The 16,565-nt window shown below is 47.5% G+C and carries 12 protein-coding genes; 4 read left to right on the top strand and 8 right to left on the bottom strand.

Annotated elements, in window-relative coordinates:
• The first annotated feature begins 529 nt into the window (after positions 1-529).
• Both QZ938_RS00320 and QZ938_RS00315 read left to right on the top strand, forming a co-directional pair.
• The gene (locus tag QZ938_RS00320; protein ID WP_293346788.1) at positions 530-955 is read left to right on the top strand and encodes a DoxX family protein; all 426 of its coding nucleotides are present in this window, start codon (positions 530-532) and stop codon (positions 953-955) included.
• Positions 952-1,446 carry a DUF4385 domain-containing protein gene (locus tag QZ938_RS00315; RefSeq protein ID WP_293346791.1) on the top strand — a complete coding sequence of 165 codons (495 nt, stop codon included), beginning with the start codon at positions 952-954 and terminating at the stop codon, positions 1,444-1,446. Before QZ938_RS00320 ends, QZ938_RS00315 begins: the two co-directional genes overlap by 4 nt.
• 307 nt (positions 1,447-1,753) lie before the next feature.
• Here the strand turns inward: QZ938_RS00315 and QZ938_RS00310 are convergent, their stop codons facing one another.
• The 3 genes from QZ938_RS00310 to QZ938_RS00300 form a co-directional block, all read right to left on the bottom strand.
• Positions 1,754-2,221, bottom strand: coding sequence for a RecX family transcriptional regulator (locus tag QZ938_RS00310; RefSeq protein ID WP_293346797.1), 468 nt, complete (start codon positions 2,219-2,221; stop codon positions 1,754-1,756).
• A 90-nt stretch (positions 2,222-2,311) separates the two neighbouring features.
• Complete coding sequence (locus tag QZ938_RS00305; protein ID WP_293143695.1) at positions 2,312-2,719, bottom strand: AbrB family transcriptional regulator; 408 nt, start codon at positions 2,717-2,719, stop codon at positions 2,312-2,314.
• Between the two features lie 335 nt (positions 2,720-3,054).
• Complete coding sequence (locus tag QZ938_RS00300; protein ID WP_293365318.1) at positions 3,055-3,288, bottom strand: hypothetical protein; 234 nt, start codon at positions 3,286-3,288, stop codon at positions 3,055-3,057.
• 541 nt (positions 3,289-3,829) lie between these two features.
• Here QZ938_RS00300 and QZ938_RS00295 point away from each other — a divergent pair.
• Positions 3,830-4,117, top strand: a complete 288-nt coding sequence (locus QZ938_RS00295; protein WP_293346800.1) for a hypothetical protein — start codon at positions 3,830-3,832, stop codon at positions 4,115-4,117.
• A 295-nt stretch (positions 4,118-4,412) separates the two neighbouring features.
• On the opposite strand, the gene QZ938_RS00290 is transcribed toward QZ938_RS00295, so the two are convergent.
• Together QZ938_RS00290 and QZ938_RS00285 are read right to left on the bottom strand one after the other, a co-directional pair.
• Positions 4,413-6,083 carry a CHAT domain-containing protein gene (locus tag QZ938_RS00290; RefSeq protein WP_293346803.1) on the bottom strand — a complete coding sequence of 557 codons (1,671 nt, stop codon included), beginning with the start codon at positions 6,081-6,083 and terminating at the stop codon, positions 4,413-4,415.
• A gap of 4 nt (positions 6,084-6,087) precedes the next feature.
• Positions 6,088-6,240 carry a hypothetical protein gene (locus tag QZ938_RS00285; protein ID WP_293365316.1) on the bottom strand — a complete coding sequence of 51 codons (153 nt, stop codon included), beginning with the start codon at positions 6,238-6,240 and terminating at the stop codon, positions 6,088-6,090.
• A 2,037-nt stretch (positions 6,241-8,277) separates the two neighbouring features.
• Between QZ938_RS00285 and QZ938_RS00280 the strand changes: the two genes are divergently transcribed.
• A complete protein-coding gene (locus tag QZ938_RS00280) occupies positions 8,278-13,902 on the top strand; it encodes a cadherin-like domain-containing protein (protein ID WP_293346806.1) in 5,625 nt (1,874 codons plus the stop codon).
• A gap of 438 nt (positions 13,903-14,340) precedes the next feature.
• On the opposite strand, the gene phnE is transcribed toward QZ938_RS00280, so the two are convergent.
• The 3 genes from phnE to QZ938_RS00265 all read right to left on the bottom strand — a co-directional run bounded on the left by phnE (position 14,341) and on the right by QZ938_RS00265 (position 16,564).
• Positions 14,341-15,093: a phosphonate ABC transporter, permease protein PhnE gene (phnE, locus tag QZ938_RS00275; protein WP_293185189.1), complete on the bottom strand. Its 753-nt coding sequence runs from the start codon at positions 15,091-15,093 to the stop codon at positions 14,341-14,343.
• A 154-nt stretch (positions 15,094-15,247) separates the two neighbouring features.
• Positions 15,248-15,988, bottom strand: a complete 741-nt coding sequence (locus QZ938_RS00270) for a phosphonate ABC transporter ATP-binding protein (RefSeq protein WP_293143672.1) — start codon at positions 15,986-15,988, stop codon at positions 15,248-15,250.
• A gap of 264 nt (positions 15,989-16,252) precedes the next feature.
• Positions 16,253-16,564: a hypothetical protein gene (locus QZ938_RS00265; protein WP_293346809.1), complete on the bottom strand. Its 312-nt coding sequence runs from the start codon at positions 16,562-16,564 to the stop codon at positions 16,253-16,255.
• Position 16,565: the final 1 nt, after the last annotated feature.

Genomic DNA, 16,565 nt, shown 5'->3' with positions numbered 1-16,565 from the left:
GTTAAGCAGAGGCGGATTTGTCGATCGAGAAAATCCCCTCCTGGTTTGACGCACTCAGTGAACCCGAACCGCAACCAACGTAGATTTTACTACCCCAAGACAGAGGCAGCATTCGGGAACTAGACATTAAAATCGTTCTATCAAAACACCCGCTATCTGTTTTCGGCAATCACCCGGAGACCTTCGATTAGATCCCCGCTTCCTCCAGTTTCGGCCGGGGAAAACTTGTCTCGGACTTACCAGAAAGAATTGGTTGAAAGCCTCTGGGTTTGGCGTAGAAATTAAAATCAGACGATTCATTACTCCCATCCTCCGACTTCATGGTAGAGGTCGCCCTCTTCCGGTCAACTGTCAACTGAACGAGAAACCTGGTTGTTATCCAAAATCTCCTTACAGCCGCCGGCCAGACTAGAAAAACCCCGAAGTCCTAAACTTTTATCCATCTGTTTTCTTGTAATCTCGATCGCCTATCGCGGATTTTTGCAAGGGTTTTCGCAGCAAGTTAACAATTATTAATTACCAATTGCCCATGAAAGCTCAAAAAGAACTTTGGCGAGTCATCCTGGCAGTAGCTATCAGTATTGTAGGCGTTCTGCACTTTGCAGTACCCGCACCCTTTATCAGAATCGTGCCGCCCCAGCTTCCTTACCCGGAAGCATTGGTTTATATGAGCGGTTTTTTCGAGATTTTGGGCGGGATTGGGCTGTTAGTTCCCAGCGTCAGCAGAGCGGCGGCGTGGGGATTAATTGCCTTATTTATTGCCGTGTTTCCGGCTAATATCAATCAAGCCGTCAACAATATTCCGATAGAAGGTATTCCACACAACCAATTAATCTATTGGTTCAGGTTGCCTTTTCAAGCTGTCCTGATTGTTTGGGCCTGGGTTTATACCCAACCAGACGAAGGTAAACCGCAGGCTTCTATCGTTCCAGATAGAACAGAAAACGCTCAATGAAGCAGTTCGACTACTCTTTGGATTTTAAGAACCTTGACTTTCGACAGCACCCGGAACTTTATCGGGTGGGGAAAGGAGAACAGGGAGTGCTGTTGGTGGAACCCTACAAATCAGAAATTCTGCCTTTCTGGAGATTTAAGACTCCTGAAATTGCCCGGGAGTCTAGCAGCAAAATTTACTCGTTGTTTTTAGAGTATCTCGATGCCGGTGATTTTGTGGGAGCGGACATGGCGCGCAAGTTCTTGCAGATGGGGTATACTCGATCGCGCCGCTACGCCAATCATAAAAGCGGCCGCAAATACCAGCAGAACCCTCAGAAGCTGGAGTCTGTTGCAGAGCAAACCGCAGCTCGAAAAGATATTTTACCACTAGCAGCCGATCCGGTGAAAGCAGAATCGGCCGCCATTTTTCAAGAGAAATGGATGCTGGCCAAAACCCACGAGAAATATCTCCAGCTTTTGGCGAGACACCGGCAGATGTATAGCAGTTGACAGTTGACAGTTGACAGTTGACAGTTACAGAGTACGGCAATCAAACCGTTTATGCTGTGGGTTCTCGTCTCCATTCATCAGGTTATTTATGCCCTCACCGATGTGGCGGTTGCTATACGAAAATTTTTGAAGCCAGTCTGAGGATTGATATCAGTCGAAAAACAGCAATTCAGGAAACGGCGCCGTGCCGTTTTCCTGAGTGTACGCAATATTAATTCCGATGCCGTACTATAGCGGTTCTCAAGCGTTGTTAGGTATGCGGGCTTCTTCCTGTGCCCACCTGATGTTACTCAGACAAAGGCTATATTTACTCTTCTTCGTCTTCGGTTTGCCACTGCCGCCACATTTCAAAGCCATTAAAGCCCCTGTATTGCAGGTAGTTCAAGACTTTGCCCTTGGTTTTCGGATCTACTTTACTCCAAGCCTCGATCTTGTATTTCCGCATGACTTTGGCTTTTAATTCGGCGAGTTTTGCGGCTTCCGAGTCCAGATTTTCGGCAATTTCTTCTTCCCAGACTCGATCGAACAAATCGCTAGTAATTCCTTTTTGCAGGCACTTGCGCTTGATGGCCGATTTCCCGTATTTGCCCGTAGCAGAGGCGATCGAGTTTGCCACCAAGCGAGTGTCAGACTGATAGCCTCGGTCTTGAATTTGCGCGATCGCCTCCAATATTTCCTCATTGCCAAAACCTTTCTCTTGCCCCTTTTTGCGAAGTTCAGAGGCACTGTAGTCTTTGCGGGACAAGAGAAAATAGAAATAGTCAAGACAGCTCATCAGTTAAATCGAAGGTTGGCGCGCAAATACTTCTGTAGCGAATATCAAATCCAGCCGCCTTGCTATCGGCAGACTGCATCGATATATCCTCTATTCTTCTGTATCCTCCTCTTCTTCCACTTCCACATCCGCTCTGTCCACATCGATCTGAATCAAGCGAATGTGCTTGTATCCGAGTTTAATTTCAAACTCGTCACCTGGCTTTAATCCCATTTCTTGGGTATAATTTGCCCCGATCACGATCGAGCCATTCTTGTGAACGCTAGCGCGATAACTCGCTTCTCGTCCGCGTCCGTCTGCTTTCGACTTCTCTAGCTCAATTCCCTTAGCAGCTAACACTGCATCGTAAAACTCAGCCAAGTTAATCCGGGTTTCTCCACTTTTGCTGACGGTGAAGTAGCCGCAAAGCTTTGCAAGTTCTCTGCGCGGCAAATCGCTGCCTTTGATTTTTTGAAGCAGACCTTTTCCTGTTAAGGGTGCTGTAGCTGTTTCTGCCATTGACCGTACCTCGCTTATTGGACTTTACTTATATCAATTACAACACATTAGATTAACTTTGTTTCACTGTCAATACTAAGAATTCGGAATATAAGATTCTGGATAAATTTTTGCGGCCTCAAAACCGGGGGTGCAAGTAAGGATGCTCGAAGGCCGATCTATTTGCTGCTCGGAGGTGATGCTTGCCTAAGCCTCAAGGGCGCGATCGCGGGAGGAATTATTGTCGCAAATTAAATGCTTTACTTTTTTACAGTAAAGTCTGTTCCCAACTTTCACCAATCCCCGATCCAGTCTGCGCTCAAGGTAAAAACCAAAGCACCGATGAATGAAAATACCTAGGGCGCGACACAGGCAAATCTGCCGCCAGCAATTACCGGCGCGGGGTTAAATTTTACCTCAACAAGGCGAGGCAGCACTTGTTCTCGATACCGCTGCCACCTACTTGTAAACCCTGTTTTTCGGGCGGTAAATCCCCTCAAAACCCCAAATACCGAAGAGCAATCTTCTATTAAGGTGTTCGGCATATATAGCGCATCCACCCTGACGGTTAGGACGCTCTTAATGGCCATTTCCCCATGGAGTCGATTGCTTCTGACTTCTGAGTTCAGACTTCTTTTTACCCCAAGAGCGCAGCCTTTATAGCCTTCTTCCTTCTTCCTTCTTCCTTCTTCCTTCTTCCTTCTTCCTTCTTCCTTCTTCCTTCAACATCTGCTATAACTTGCACAGAACGCAGTCCGGGGAAGGTAATCCGGTAAAAAAATCAAGGAAATTTCACCTGTTCGTTGAAAGGGTTTTCGCTAAAACCCGATTTAATGGGCGTGGCGGCAGAAACATCGTGCAGCCACCACCAGAGGAATTAGCTGCTGCACCAAAAACATTAGATCTCTTGCAAAAATACAAAGCACCACACCCCAGCCCTCCCCGCGAGTTCGGGGAGGGGGTAAGATTATTCTTGTTTCCCCCCGAAGTTCGAGGGGACTTGCGGGGGGTAAATTTGACTTTTGCAAGAGTTCTATTGTCTGTGATGTTTGAGGGGGAGAAGCGGATGGGGGGGGACAAGAACAAGGAATAGGGAATTAAAATATACAATTTATAATGTTGTAGAGGGATTTGTTTCATCGCGCGATCGGGCTGCGCCACTCTTCAACCTTCGCTACTTTCTCAGTAGACTCCGAGGGGGCGATCGGGAAAATCGCCCTCAAAGGGCCCCAAGCCAGAGAATTTGACGTTATTTCCACAGGGGAATTGAAAAAGACCGACTTAAATGCAGTACAGCTCAAATATTTGCTCCAACACAAATTAGCAGCCGTTGCCGGCTTTGAGTTTCGGTGGAAATGTGCTGATTTCCATTCGTTGCCGGACAACTGCCCGACTGGGAAAATTTATGCGCCATCTTGACTGGGTATGCCAACTCACAGCCACTTCCACAATTACTTATTTTGAAATATAGCAAGCGCCCATTAGGGTAAGTCCCAGATGCGATCGAGCAGCAGCCGATCGCGAATTGCCAAGGACAACCGCAGTTAATTTCGCTCCCGAGCAAGCTAGCCCAAACTCAGGATCGCGATCGGTTGTTGCTTCTGAGTAAATTCACTTAAATGAAACGTAAAATACAGCTTGATTGCAAGCTGGCTGTGTTGCTCTTCATCCTTCCTTTTAGACTAAGCGAACTCTTTGATGCCTTCTTCCTTCTTCATTTTGCTTGGTGGCCTTCTTGCAAGTAATTTTGCGACAGGGGAGTCCGTACCGCCGGCAGTAACTCTTCTGGTTTTGTGCCTCGTTGCTGTGAGTGCCGCCACCCAAACAAGCCAGCACTCACAGCAACGGGCAACAAGCAAAGCATCACTACCAGACATTTTTGCAATCCCGATTGTTTTAACGATTTCGGAGTCGGTGTAGTTACCGGAGTTGCTTGGATCGCCGCCGGCTCAGAATTAGGAATAGAGTTCGGTGAATTAGCAGCAGAAGATCGATCGCTCTGGTGAACCCAATCCCTGCGATCTTTTAATTGATCGGGAAAATATTCCCAGACTTCGCCGTCATCTGTGTCTGACTCCTGCGGTTGATTGGCTGCGGTTGGCGGGTATGGGGCGATCGTCGAGAGTGCAGGTGGCGCCTTCCATTCTGTACCCCCTGCCACCGGCGGCGTCGGGGGTAGGATTAAATTTGGCACCGGAGAACCGGATGGCCCGCCTTGGCCTGGGGCGCCCGTCAGATAGCCGTCAAAGTCCGGGTGCTGGTAGAGAATCGGCAAAGCCCAGTATAACTGGTGAGAACCGTAGGTAGAAATTAGTCCCGCCCTGGCCCGACTCAGGCTGAGATCGACTGGATGGCCTTGATTTAGGTTGCGGTAAAACAGGCGCGTCAGAGTTAGAGCTACATCGTCGGGAATGCTTTCTGCCATTGCTAGCACTGCCGGAATGCCCCGCTTGATTAAGGCTGCGGTTAAATTGCGTTCCGAACTGTCCTCGCCGATGTCTGAGGGGTCGCCGTAGGCCCCGCGGCAGGAATTGAACACGGCCATCTGAATGCCGTTGTTAACCAGCAATCCGGCTAAGTCGTCGCCGCTCAAGGTTTCGGTTAACCCGGTGCGACTGCTGACTAGGTAGAGCTCGCCGCCTCTGGAACCTAAGTTGCTGTGGCCTGCGTAGTGCAAGACTTGGTAGTGTCCTTGTTCTAGGGCTTGAGTAAGCTGTTCTCGATCGGGCTGTTCGAGAATCGTCAGTTGAATTTCGGAGTGTGGGCCGTTTTTGAGGGGATTAGCGCTCCGGTTTTGCAGTTCTTGTTGCAAGTGGAGCACTTCTCGTTTGAGCTGCAAGCTGTCTCGATCGCTCGGAGAGGCGATCGCCACTAAAATTTTTAGCGGGCCGCTGCTGGGTACCATCCGGGTTTGTTTGAACAAACTTGTACCTGGTTGGTAGCGGGAAAACACGACATCGGTGCCGGTTGCTAAAGGGCGATCGCCCGCGTGCAGAACTTCCCACGGGAGCCGCGGCAAGTGCCTGCCTTTGAGTCCCAGGCGCAGTTGCAGGACTTCTCGGCGGTGCTGGGCGATGCCTTGAGCGCAAGTCCAGCTATCGCGCAAGTTTCCTTGAAACAGTCCGCTGTATAATTGTTGCCCCAGGGCTACTAAATTCGGCGCTGAGTTTTTTGTCGATCGCCCTGTGCGACCGGCAGCACCGGTTCCTTGGAACACGCCCACCATCGGGTCATTCATCAGTTGAGCAGACAGTGCCAGCCATTGGTCGATCGGCCAGCGGACTTGTTGCTCTGCTAAGGGTACACCGGGTGCAACCTTTTCTGTCCGCACTAGATATTCGTCGTCCCCAACTGGGGTGACTGAGAGTTTAAATTCTTGGCTCACCGATTTAGCGCCCCCCCGCCTCAATTCTGAATATGCCTGCGTTTTTGCAGTTAGCAATCGCGATCGGCAAACTAATTTTTACTCTTTCAATCAAAGTTTTTGATTGCGCTTCCCCCGATCGGGCGATCGCTGGGATCAAATATATTTGTTCAAACACTTTGAAGCTATAAAACTTGTACTTTAATAACAGTTTATTAGTTTTGATTGCCCTATGCCTGGATGAAAGCCCTATTTTCTCCAATCTTGCTATTTTGAACATTTTGCACCTCTACCGCAGACCCCTTTACATTCGTCGGAAACTTGAGTTTGTCATTGCTCAGTAAAGTTAAATAGGAGGCACTTTACCAGGCGGATCTCTAGTTCTTATTAAGATTACTTCAGCTATCGCCCACCTGTTTCAGGGCAATATCGCAGGCAATTTTGAGTAAATTTTTGGCGGTAGCGATCGATCGCTGTGTCCTCAGGCCTGAAAATTGGATCTGAAGCCTCCCCCTAAACGGGGGAAATCAAACAAAATGATTCATTGCTTCAACCCTCTTCGATCGACGGCTATGGATAGCTGTCAACTGTCAACTGTCAACTGTCAACTGTCAACTGTCAACTGATGAACGCTTATCCTTTACCATCAACCCCCCTTTTCAAATCTTGATTTTGTGTCAATTAATGAATTGGTCAGCCGGCGAGTCCTCATCCGTAAGCCCTGAACCCTCATCCATAAGCCCTGAGCGGCGATCGCTAATCGATAGAGCGACCCTCGAAAATTCCTCGTCGATTCTTGCTAATTTACCGCTTCTATGTTAATGTTATTTTTTTGTTTAACTGTCTTAATCTAGCTAAAGTGAAGCAGGAAAAATAAAGTCAAGTGTCCGAGAAGTTTTCAGAATACAACTGCTATCCAATATTCCAGCCCTTTCCAGCAACCAGGATTTTTCTCATCTAGAGGACTCAGCCTCATCCAGCCTCTTTTTCGGTGAAATATGGGGGAAAGGCAACCATAAACTTACAAATAAACCGGGTTTATCGTGTCCGCCACGGGTCATTTGCGCTCAAAATGCCGATCGAGCTTGCAATTTTAACCAAAAACAATGCCACTTTTCAGTTAACAGTTGACAGTTGACCGCTTGAGGGCTACCTCTCCATAAAAGGAAGAGGATTTAAACAGTGAATAATTTTGTTTTATTTTCCCCCTATAACGAGGAGGTTTTAAACCCATTATTCTTGGCAAAAATTAATGCAATTGTAGGCAAGCTTCAAGACAATACAAAATCTGTCATTACTAATCTCAAATTTAAAATATCAAACCTAAAATCGTATAAATTATGTGTTTATTGCTATGTGTTGGAGGATTTTACAAGAAAGAATTGGTCGAAAGCCCGCCCGCCGGAGCGGGAGAAATTAAAATCAGGCTATTCATTACTCGAATACTCGGACTTTTCGGTAGGTGTCGCTCTCAAACTGTCAACTGTCAAGCGGTCAACTGTCAACTGGTGAAAATCTGTCTTGAGAGAGATATTATTGGCAGAGTAGCTAGGATTTTTTCTAAAATACAATATTTTGTCAGTTCGCGAGGCTCGCTCGAATCGAGATAAACTTATACGACAGAAAATTAAAACAAATATTTGCCGGGGCGATCCATCTATTTTTTTTATTAATCATCGGGAACCAAAATTAGGAGCGTACAGTCACTGGCAAAAGAGATGCAAATCCTAAGTCAGGGAAGGATTTGTCAGAGCTGGGAGTGTTACAAAAAGTTAAAGCAACCAGGCTCGATCGCAGGAAAAGCAAGGTAAATTTGGGGAATAAAGGTTTTGGGTAGTTATGTGGGAGTTGTGAGTTGCGAGTTTACATTCTGCTAATTCACTGTAGAAATTACGTAGAAAATCTACAATTCGGCGCATTTAGGTGCAGCTTACTGTAGAAATTACGGATAACATCAAAAGCGAGTTGCGCTGCGGCGCAGCACTGGCGGTGTATGCGGCGTCTCAATTATTTGGGGCGCGCAATTGCAGAAGATACAACTCGCAACCGATGGAAATAACCCCTTGCAGTTTAAATAGCATCTATAAACAGAAAGGTAGGATATCAGCCGCTCTAGCAGGCGAAAGTATGAATTTGTAAAATTATGCTTTCGCTAGATCCTCCTTGCTGATAAACTGACTCGAAGAAACTCAGCCCTTTTTTGGAAATATCAAAGATGGAAGAAGAAATGTTGTTAGAAAATGTATCGGGAACACTTTTTCCCGATCGAGATGAAACAGAAATTTCTGACCTGAAAAAAACCAGTTTGTTTTCACCGATCGCCCTGGACGAGCAGCAGCCAAAACTCGTGTTTTCCGCCAGCGAACTCGATCGACTCGCCGATTTTCGGGATGCTAGTGCTATCAATTCCGATAGCGGGTTAGGCAAGTTAGTTGACAATGCGATCGCACAAAACAGCGGCATCACTAACGGCAAAGTTCCGAATCCTCCTAAAGACGCATCCCCCAAAGTTGCTGATGATAGCAGCAAAATGGCTGAATTGAGCGGCGTACCCGAAGAAGGTACAGGCAACAAAAATGACAAAAAAGATAACAGCGGCAGCGATCCCCAGACGATCGAAGGTACTGATGGCGATGACATAATTGTTGCCACGGGCGCTAACCAGTCGCTCTACGGCAAAAGAGGCAAAGACAAACTCAAAGGAAAGAGTGGCAAAAATAAACTCTATGGAGGCAAAGACGGCGACGATTGCGAGGGCGGCGATGGCGATGACGAAATAAGAGGCGATCGCGGCGACGACAAGTGCGACGGCGGCGAAGGCAACGATACCGTCTACGGTGGCAAAGACAACGACACTCTTTCTGGTGGCACCGGCAACGATACCTGCAAAGGCGATGACGGCGATGACTGGGTGCACGGCAACGACGGCAAGGATGACGTTGACGGCGGCAGCGGCAATGATACCGTCTACGGCGGCAAAGGCGACGACACCTGCAATGGTGGCGAAGGCAACGATACTGTCAGGGGCGATCGGGGTAACGACAACGTTAACGGCGGCGAAGGCAATGACACCGTTAACGGTGGCAAAGATAACGATACCGTCACCGGCGGTGCTGGCAATGACGGTTGCAGCGGCGACGACGGCGACGACACCGTAATGGGCGGCAGCGGCGACGACACCACAACAGGCGGTGCCGGCAACGACAACGTTAGCGGCGACGAAGGCGACGACAGCGTTGTCGGCGGCGACGGCAAAGATACCTTGATCGGTGGCGAAGGCAACGACGCTTGCAGTGGCGACGAAGGCGACGACAGCGTTGTCGGTGGTGCTGGTGACGACACCGTGATGGGCGGTACTGGCAACGATACCCTCGTTACTGGCGACGGCAATGACATGGCAGAGGGCGGTGATGGCGACGACAGCGTTGCCGGCGGCGGATCTGGCAACGATACGCTGATGGGTAATGCTGGCAACGATACGATCGTTGGCGGTACTGGCAACCATACCTGTAGCGGCGGTGCTGGAAATGACGTTTTTGTCATGGATATGGGTAACAATACCACTCCCGGAAGTTCCGTCATCACTGACTACGAAGATGGCTTAGACAAGTTTCTGCTGGGTGGCAGCTTGAACTTTAGCAGCTTGTTGTTTGTACAAGTCGGCCTCAATACCGAAATTCGACTCAGCAGCAATCAGTTGGTGCTGGCACTATTGTTGAATGTTAGCGCTACTATTCTCAATGCTGGCGACTTTTTGGGAGTTAATGGTAGCTCTCCAAGCCCAAGCCCAACTCCAACTCCAACTCCAACCCCAAGTCGAATAGTTAGTACCCCTCCGCGATCGCAAGCTAATAAGACACTCACTGTCGGTTCCGACGGCTTGCCACAAACTATTACTGGTGACTTGTTGAAGTTTGTCGATAACGAGCAAAGTGCTAGCGAAACAGTCTTTAAGTTAACGGAGCTCCCTGATGCTAAAACCGGGAAACTATTCTTTAAGGGAGTAGAGGTAACACAAGTCGGTTTGAGCTTCACTCAAGTAGACATTAGCCTCAATTTATTAACTTTCCAAGCTGTAAAAGGTTTTGTCGGTGCGGCTAGTTTTGGTTTTGAAGTTAGCGACGGCAGAAATATTGTCACCAGCCAACGTTTTAGCTTCAATGTCGAGCAAAATATCTTTAATTTTGCTGGCAATACCAATCCTCAAGTGATTGTCGGTTCGCTCACGCTAGATAACGACATCGAAGGCGGCGACGGCGACGATGACATTAAAGGCGGTAACAAGACTAACAAAATTAAAGGCAACAAAGGCAAGGACAAAATTAAAGGCGGCGATGGCGGCGATAACGATATCGACGGCGGCGATGGCGATGACGAGATCGAAGGTGGTAAAGGCAAAAACAAAATTAAAGGAGGTAACGGCAAAAACAAAATTAAAGGCGGTGATGGCGATAACGAGATCGAAGGTGGCGATGACGATGACGAGATCGAAGGTGGTAAAGGCAAAAACAAAATCAAAGGAGGTAAAGGCAAAAACAAAATCAAAGGCGGTGATGGTGAGAATGATATCGAAGGTGGCGATGACGATGACGATATCATCGGTGGTAAAGGCAAAAACAAAATCAAAGGAGGTAAAGGCAAAAACAAAATCAAAGGCGGTGATGGCGATAATGATATCGAAGGTGGCGATGACGATGACGATATCGAAGGTGGTAAAGGCAAAAACAAACTCATCGGCGGTATTGGCAATGACAAAATTAAAGGCGGCGATGGCGAGAATGAGATCGACGGTGGCGAAGGAACCAATACTCTAATTGGAGGCGCTGGTAAGAATCGCTTTATTTACAAAGTTTCTCGCGAAAAGATTAAAACAGTTCTAGATGCTGACTTAATTACTGACTTTAAGGCTGATGAAGATCTCTTAGAGTTGTCTGCCGCAGCTTTTGGCAATCTCAGCCTTACCAGCTTGACTCGACTGGGGATTACGGCTACTTCTGCTGTTGGATCGATCGGCAGTTCTAACTTACTCGACTTCAGCGCCGATATCAGCGTTACCAGCATCGCCACTTTGCAAGCGCGGTTTGCAGCTTTGGGAGGCAACAGTGACGCACCTACTTTCTGTCAGTTTACAGATGCCGAGACTAACCGTTCCGTGCTGGTATTTGCTGTTGGGGCGCGCTTTGAAATTGTCACCAGTTTCTCGCTGAAATTTAGCCTGCAAATCAGGAACTTTGTCTTCAGCGGCCCGCCACTAAATGTTCCTGTCGGTACTTCCGGGCCTGACAATTTAAACTTCGGCACTAATCCGGCCGCAGTTAATTTCAAGGCTTTGGCTGGCGATGACAACATTGTCGGCAGCAACTTTAACGATACCATCGACGGCGGTGACGGCAACGATACCATCACCGGCGGCCTCGGTGCTGATGTCCTCAGCGGTGGTAGTGGTGCAGATCTCTTTGTTTACAGGACAACTAAAGAAGGTGGCGATCGAATTTCTGACTTCAAATCTGGAACAGATAAATTCCAGTTTGTATCGAGCGAATTCGGCAATGTGACTACTACTAACTTTGACGGTGTTAGCGGTTCAACTCCTGACATTACCGGCAAAGAGTTAGTCATTTTCACTGGCGGAACCTATGCCAGTCTCGAAGCGGCTCAAGCTAAGGCTTTGGGCAGTTCAACAACTCCTGGTTTCTTCGCATATAACAATGCTGCGAACGAAACGGTGTTGGTGTTTGACTCTAACGGTACAGCACCAGGCGGTTCGACAATTGTTGCGAATCTGGGTACTGCGGCGGGAACTTTGGGCACAGCAGACTTTGTGTTTACTGGTGCAAGTGCAACTTCTCCGACTGGTACTTCTACAAATTCCGGCAGCATTGTTGATTTAAATGCTGCTGGGAATACCTATCCGAGTGCGAGCAATAATTTCGGTTCAGGTGCTGGCGGTTACAACTTCAGCACACCCGTCTTATTTACCGGAGATGCGAAGGCTAACAATGTCACTGGTACTCAATTTGCTGACATCTTCAGCGGTGGTTCTGGTGCAGATATTCTGACTGGTGGCAGTGGTGCAGATATCTTTGTTTACAATTCTCCCGGTGAAGGCGGTGATACGATTACTGACTTTGCCTTTGGGGTTGACAAATTCAAGTTTGCCAGTGGTGCTTTCGGGAATTTGACTACTACTAACTTTGACGGTGTGACGGGTTCAACTCCTGACATTACTGGCAAAGAGTTAGTGATTTTCACCGGCGGGAATTATTCGACTGTGGAAGCGGCTCAAGCTAAGGCTTTGGGCAGTTCAACAACTCCTGGTTTCTTCGTATATACGAATACGAACAGCGAGACGGTGTTGGTGTTTGACTCGAACGGTACAGCGGCAGGCGGTTTCACAACTGTTGCTAATTTGGGTACGGCTGCGGGGACTTTGGGCACAGCAGACTTCTTGTTTACTGGTGCTACTGGTTCTGCTCCGACTGGTACTTCTACAAATTCCAGCAGCATTGTTGATTTGGTTGCTAATCCGGGTACTTTCCCGACAACTGGAGTTTACAATTTCGGTTCTGGTGCGGGCGGTTACAACTTTACCACTCCTGTCTTGTTTACCGGCAATTCAACTGTGGCGAATAACGTCACAGGTACTGAGTTGGCTGATATCCTCAACGGTGGTGGCGGTGCAGATATCCTCAACGGTGGCGGCGGTGCAGATACTATCACCGGTGGTGCCGGTGTAGATATTCTGACTGGCGGTTCTGGTGCAGATATCTTTGCTTACAAGGCTCCTGGCGACGGCCCGGATACGATTACTGACTTTACTTTCGGAACTGACAAATTGCAGTTTGTTGCGAACGCTTTCGGCAATTTGACTTCTACGAATTTTGTCAGTGTGAGCGGTTCAAATCCTGACATTACTGGCAAACAATTGGTGATTTTCACCGGTGCCAATTATTCGACTGTGGAGGCGGCTCAAGCTAAGGCTGTGGGTGGTTCTACAACTCCTGGTTTCTTCGTATATACGAATACGAACAGCGAGACGGTGTTGGTGTTTGACTCGAATGGTACAGCGGCAGGTGGTTTCACAACTGTTGCTAATTTGGGTACGGCTGCGGGGACTTTGGGCACAGCAGACTTCTTGTTTACAGGGACAATCGTTGCTTCTCCAACTACCCCTGCTCCGACTTCTGGTAGCATTGTCAATTTAGTGACTAATCCGGGTACTTTCCCGACAACTGGAGTTTACAACTTTGGTTCTGGTGCGGGCGGTTACAACTTTACCACTCCTGTCTTGTTTACTGGCAATTCAACTGTGGCGAATAATGTCACTGGTACTGAGTTCTCCGATATTTTGAACGGCGGTTCCGGTGCTGATATTTTCAACGGTGGGGCTGGTAATGACAGCATCTCCGGTGGCGCTGGTAATGACAGCATCTCCGGTGGTGCTGGTAATGACACTTTAATCGGCGGTTTGGGAACAAATGCTCTCAGCGGTGGATTGGGTTCTGATGTGTTTGTGTTCACGGGAACTACTGCTGGTGGCGGGGATATCATTACGGATTACAGCATTGTTGATGATGTAATGAACATTGACAAGATTGCTTTTGCCGGGTTGGGATCGGGGCCTTTGGGTTCGAGTTTCTACCGGTACAGCAGCACTGTTGCTACTGTAAGCGCGATCGAGTCATCCTTGACTTCGCCGTCGATTATTGCTCTCTTCGATGGTGCAGCTACTAAGTTGTATTACGATAGCAACGGTTCGACGGTTGGTGGCAACAGTTTGTTTGCTACTGTCAATGTGAATTTGGGAGTTTCGGGTAATTCTGAATTGTTCTTGTTCTAAACGGCAAGAATTCTAATCTGAATATCAAGCGTATGCACGGGGATACAGCAATGCTGTATCCCAACAAGATAAGGACACGGCAATGCTGTGTCCTTATTTTGTTGTTGATTTTCAAACAATTTAGCGGCTTTGTTTTGGCTAGGGAAATGGCACTACCCTGTCTTTTTTTGCGGTGTTGTTGATGGTGGATACGATCGCGCGATCGCCTTTTTGGGGATTTGTGCGATCGACTATTAGAAAATTAACTCTTCAACCCACGGAGGTGGGTTTCGTCTGTGTAGACGCGGTTTCAACCGCCGTTTCCGTTACAATATATTTTTGGGGTTTCTTGACAAGAATTCTGGAACGGTGTCGGTGCGTCGCTATGAGATTGTCTGTGTGGATTCAGAGTTTTTTGAGGGCGACACACCCTACGGAAGACTTCAACTGCCGTCTCCATTACCTCGTTTCCAACCGCTGCCGCCATTTGCTGCTAATTACATCGATCGCAGTCACGACAACTAACAGCACTAACATCATGGTAGTGGCTTTGTTGTATTCAAAAGCTCGAATATAATTGACTAATTCAAAACCAATACCGCCGGCGCCGACTACTCCCAACACCGAAGCCGCGCGGATGTTGTATTCAAACATCCACAGCGTGTAGCCCAGGGCTAGCGGCAACACTTGCGGGAAAATGCCGTATTGGGCAACTTGCAGCCAAGATGCACCCGCCACTTGCAACGATTCGATCGATCGCGCTTCCACAGACTCGATCGCCTCCTGATAAAATTTAGCAAGATAACCTATTGTATAAATTCCCAAAGCCAAAGTACCAGCCGGCGCGCCCAAACCAGTCGCGGATACAAACAGCAATCCCAGGACAATTGAAGGAACGGATCGCACCGCATTTTGCAATAAATTAGCTAGCCACTGCAACCACTTTGGTGCTATATTGTGGGCGCTACAAATCGCAATCGGTACGGAAAGAATCGCGCCGATTGTGGTTCCCCACAAGGACATTTGAACTGTTTCGATTAAGGCGTTAATTGCTACGTCGATAATTTCGAGATTTGGCGGCCACAAGCGGGACATAAAATCTGTCATGTATGGCCAACTGCTAGCCAATGTTGTGGCATCTATTTCTAATCCCTGCAAGGCCCAACCGTAAATTACAATTAAGATTGTTGTAATACCTGGGGTTTTAATCAAGCTATAATTTTTTGAGAAGTTAGTTGATTTTTTTTCGATCATTTCAGTTGGTTTTGAGATTTATGTACGGCTATTTTTTTGTTTGATGAAGGGGCTTTTTTGTGAACCGCAGAGGGCGCAGAGAACACAGAGGAAGAGGGGAGAAGAGGGGAGTTCACACTGCTAGTTTGGGATGTGTTGATTTGCTAAATTTTTCTGACAGGTTTTGACATTTGCCATCATAGACTATCTGACCGGCATCTAGGACGATCGCTCTTTCTGGATATCTGCTTGCCATTCCTAAGTCGTGCAATACTACAACTACGGTCATGCCTTGTTCTCGGTGCAGCTTCGCCAGAATTTCCATTACTTGTTGGGCTGCGATTACGTCTAATCCGGTGGTGGGCTCGTCTGCGAGTAAAATCTGCGGTGATTGGATTAAGGCGCGGGCGATGGCGACTTTTTGCTGTTGTCCGCCGCTTAGCAGTCCGGTTTTTTGGTATGCTAGGTCTATGAGTCCGAAGTCTGCGAGTAGGTCAAAAGCTCGATCGCGCTTTTGCTTTGGAAAACCCCACAGAGTCTCCCAAGTATTCAATCCTCCCAAGCAACCACACAGTACATTGTCGATCGCAGGTAGCTGTTTAATCAATCCGCCACCTTGAAAAATCAAGCCAATATCGCGCCGAATTCGCCTCAAGGTGTGCGAAGTGATCGCATTATCGTTAATCCGAATTTCTCCGCTTTTGACGGGAACTAATCCGACAAAAGAACGTAAAAGAGTAGATTTTCCGGCACCGTTTAAACCAAGAAGTGCTACAAATTCGCCCTGTTTAATTTTGCAATCAATTCCGTTCAAAATCGGGCGTTTGAGCGAGGTTGAATAAGCTGTTTCTAACTTGCTACATTCGATAGTCATAGGAATTATTTGTTAACAAATTTGGCTCAAACAATGTCATAGCGACCACCTACAATAAAATAGGTTCGTAGTGAGGACTTTAGTCCTGCTTTTTTCTGCGGACGAACTTCCTGACTACCAACAATAAAATAGGTTTGTAGTGAGGACTTTAGTCCTTCTTTTTTCTGCGGACTAAAGTCCTCACTACGAACCTTTGTTTTACGATGTGAGGATTTTTGTCCTTCTTTTTTCTGCGGACTGAAGTCCTCACTACGAACCTTTGTTTTACGGTGTGAGGATTTTTGTCCGGCTTTTCTGCGGACTGAAGTCCTCACTACGAACCTTTGTTTTACGATGTGAGGATTTTTGTCCTTCTTTTTTCTGCGGACTAAAGTCCTCACTACGAACCTTTGTTTTACGATGTGAGGATTTTTGTCCTTCTTTTTTCTGCGGACTAAAGTCCTCACTACGAACCTTTGTTTTACGGTGTGAGGATTTTTGTCCTTCTTTTTTCTGCGGACTAAAGTCCTCACTACGAACCTTTGTTTTACGGTGTGAGGATTTTTGTCCGGCTTTTCTGCGGACTAAAGTCCTCACT

The sequence above is a fragment of the Microcoleus sp. CAWBG27 genome (assembly GCF_020883145.1).
In the GTDB taxonomy this organism is placed as follows: domain Bacteria; phylum Cyanobacteriota; class Cyanobacteriia; order Cyanobacteriales; family Microcoleaceae; genus Microcoleus.
This window is presented reverse-complemented; position numbering and strand designations above follow the sequence as displayed.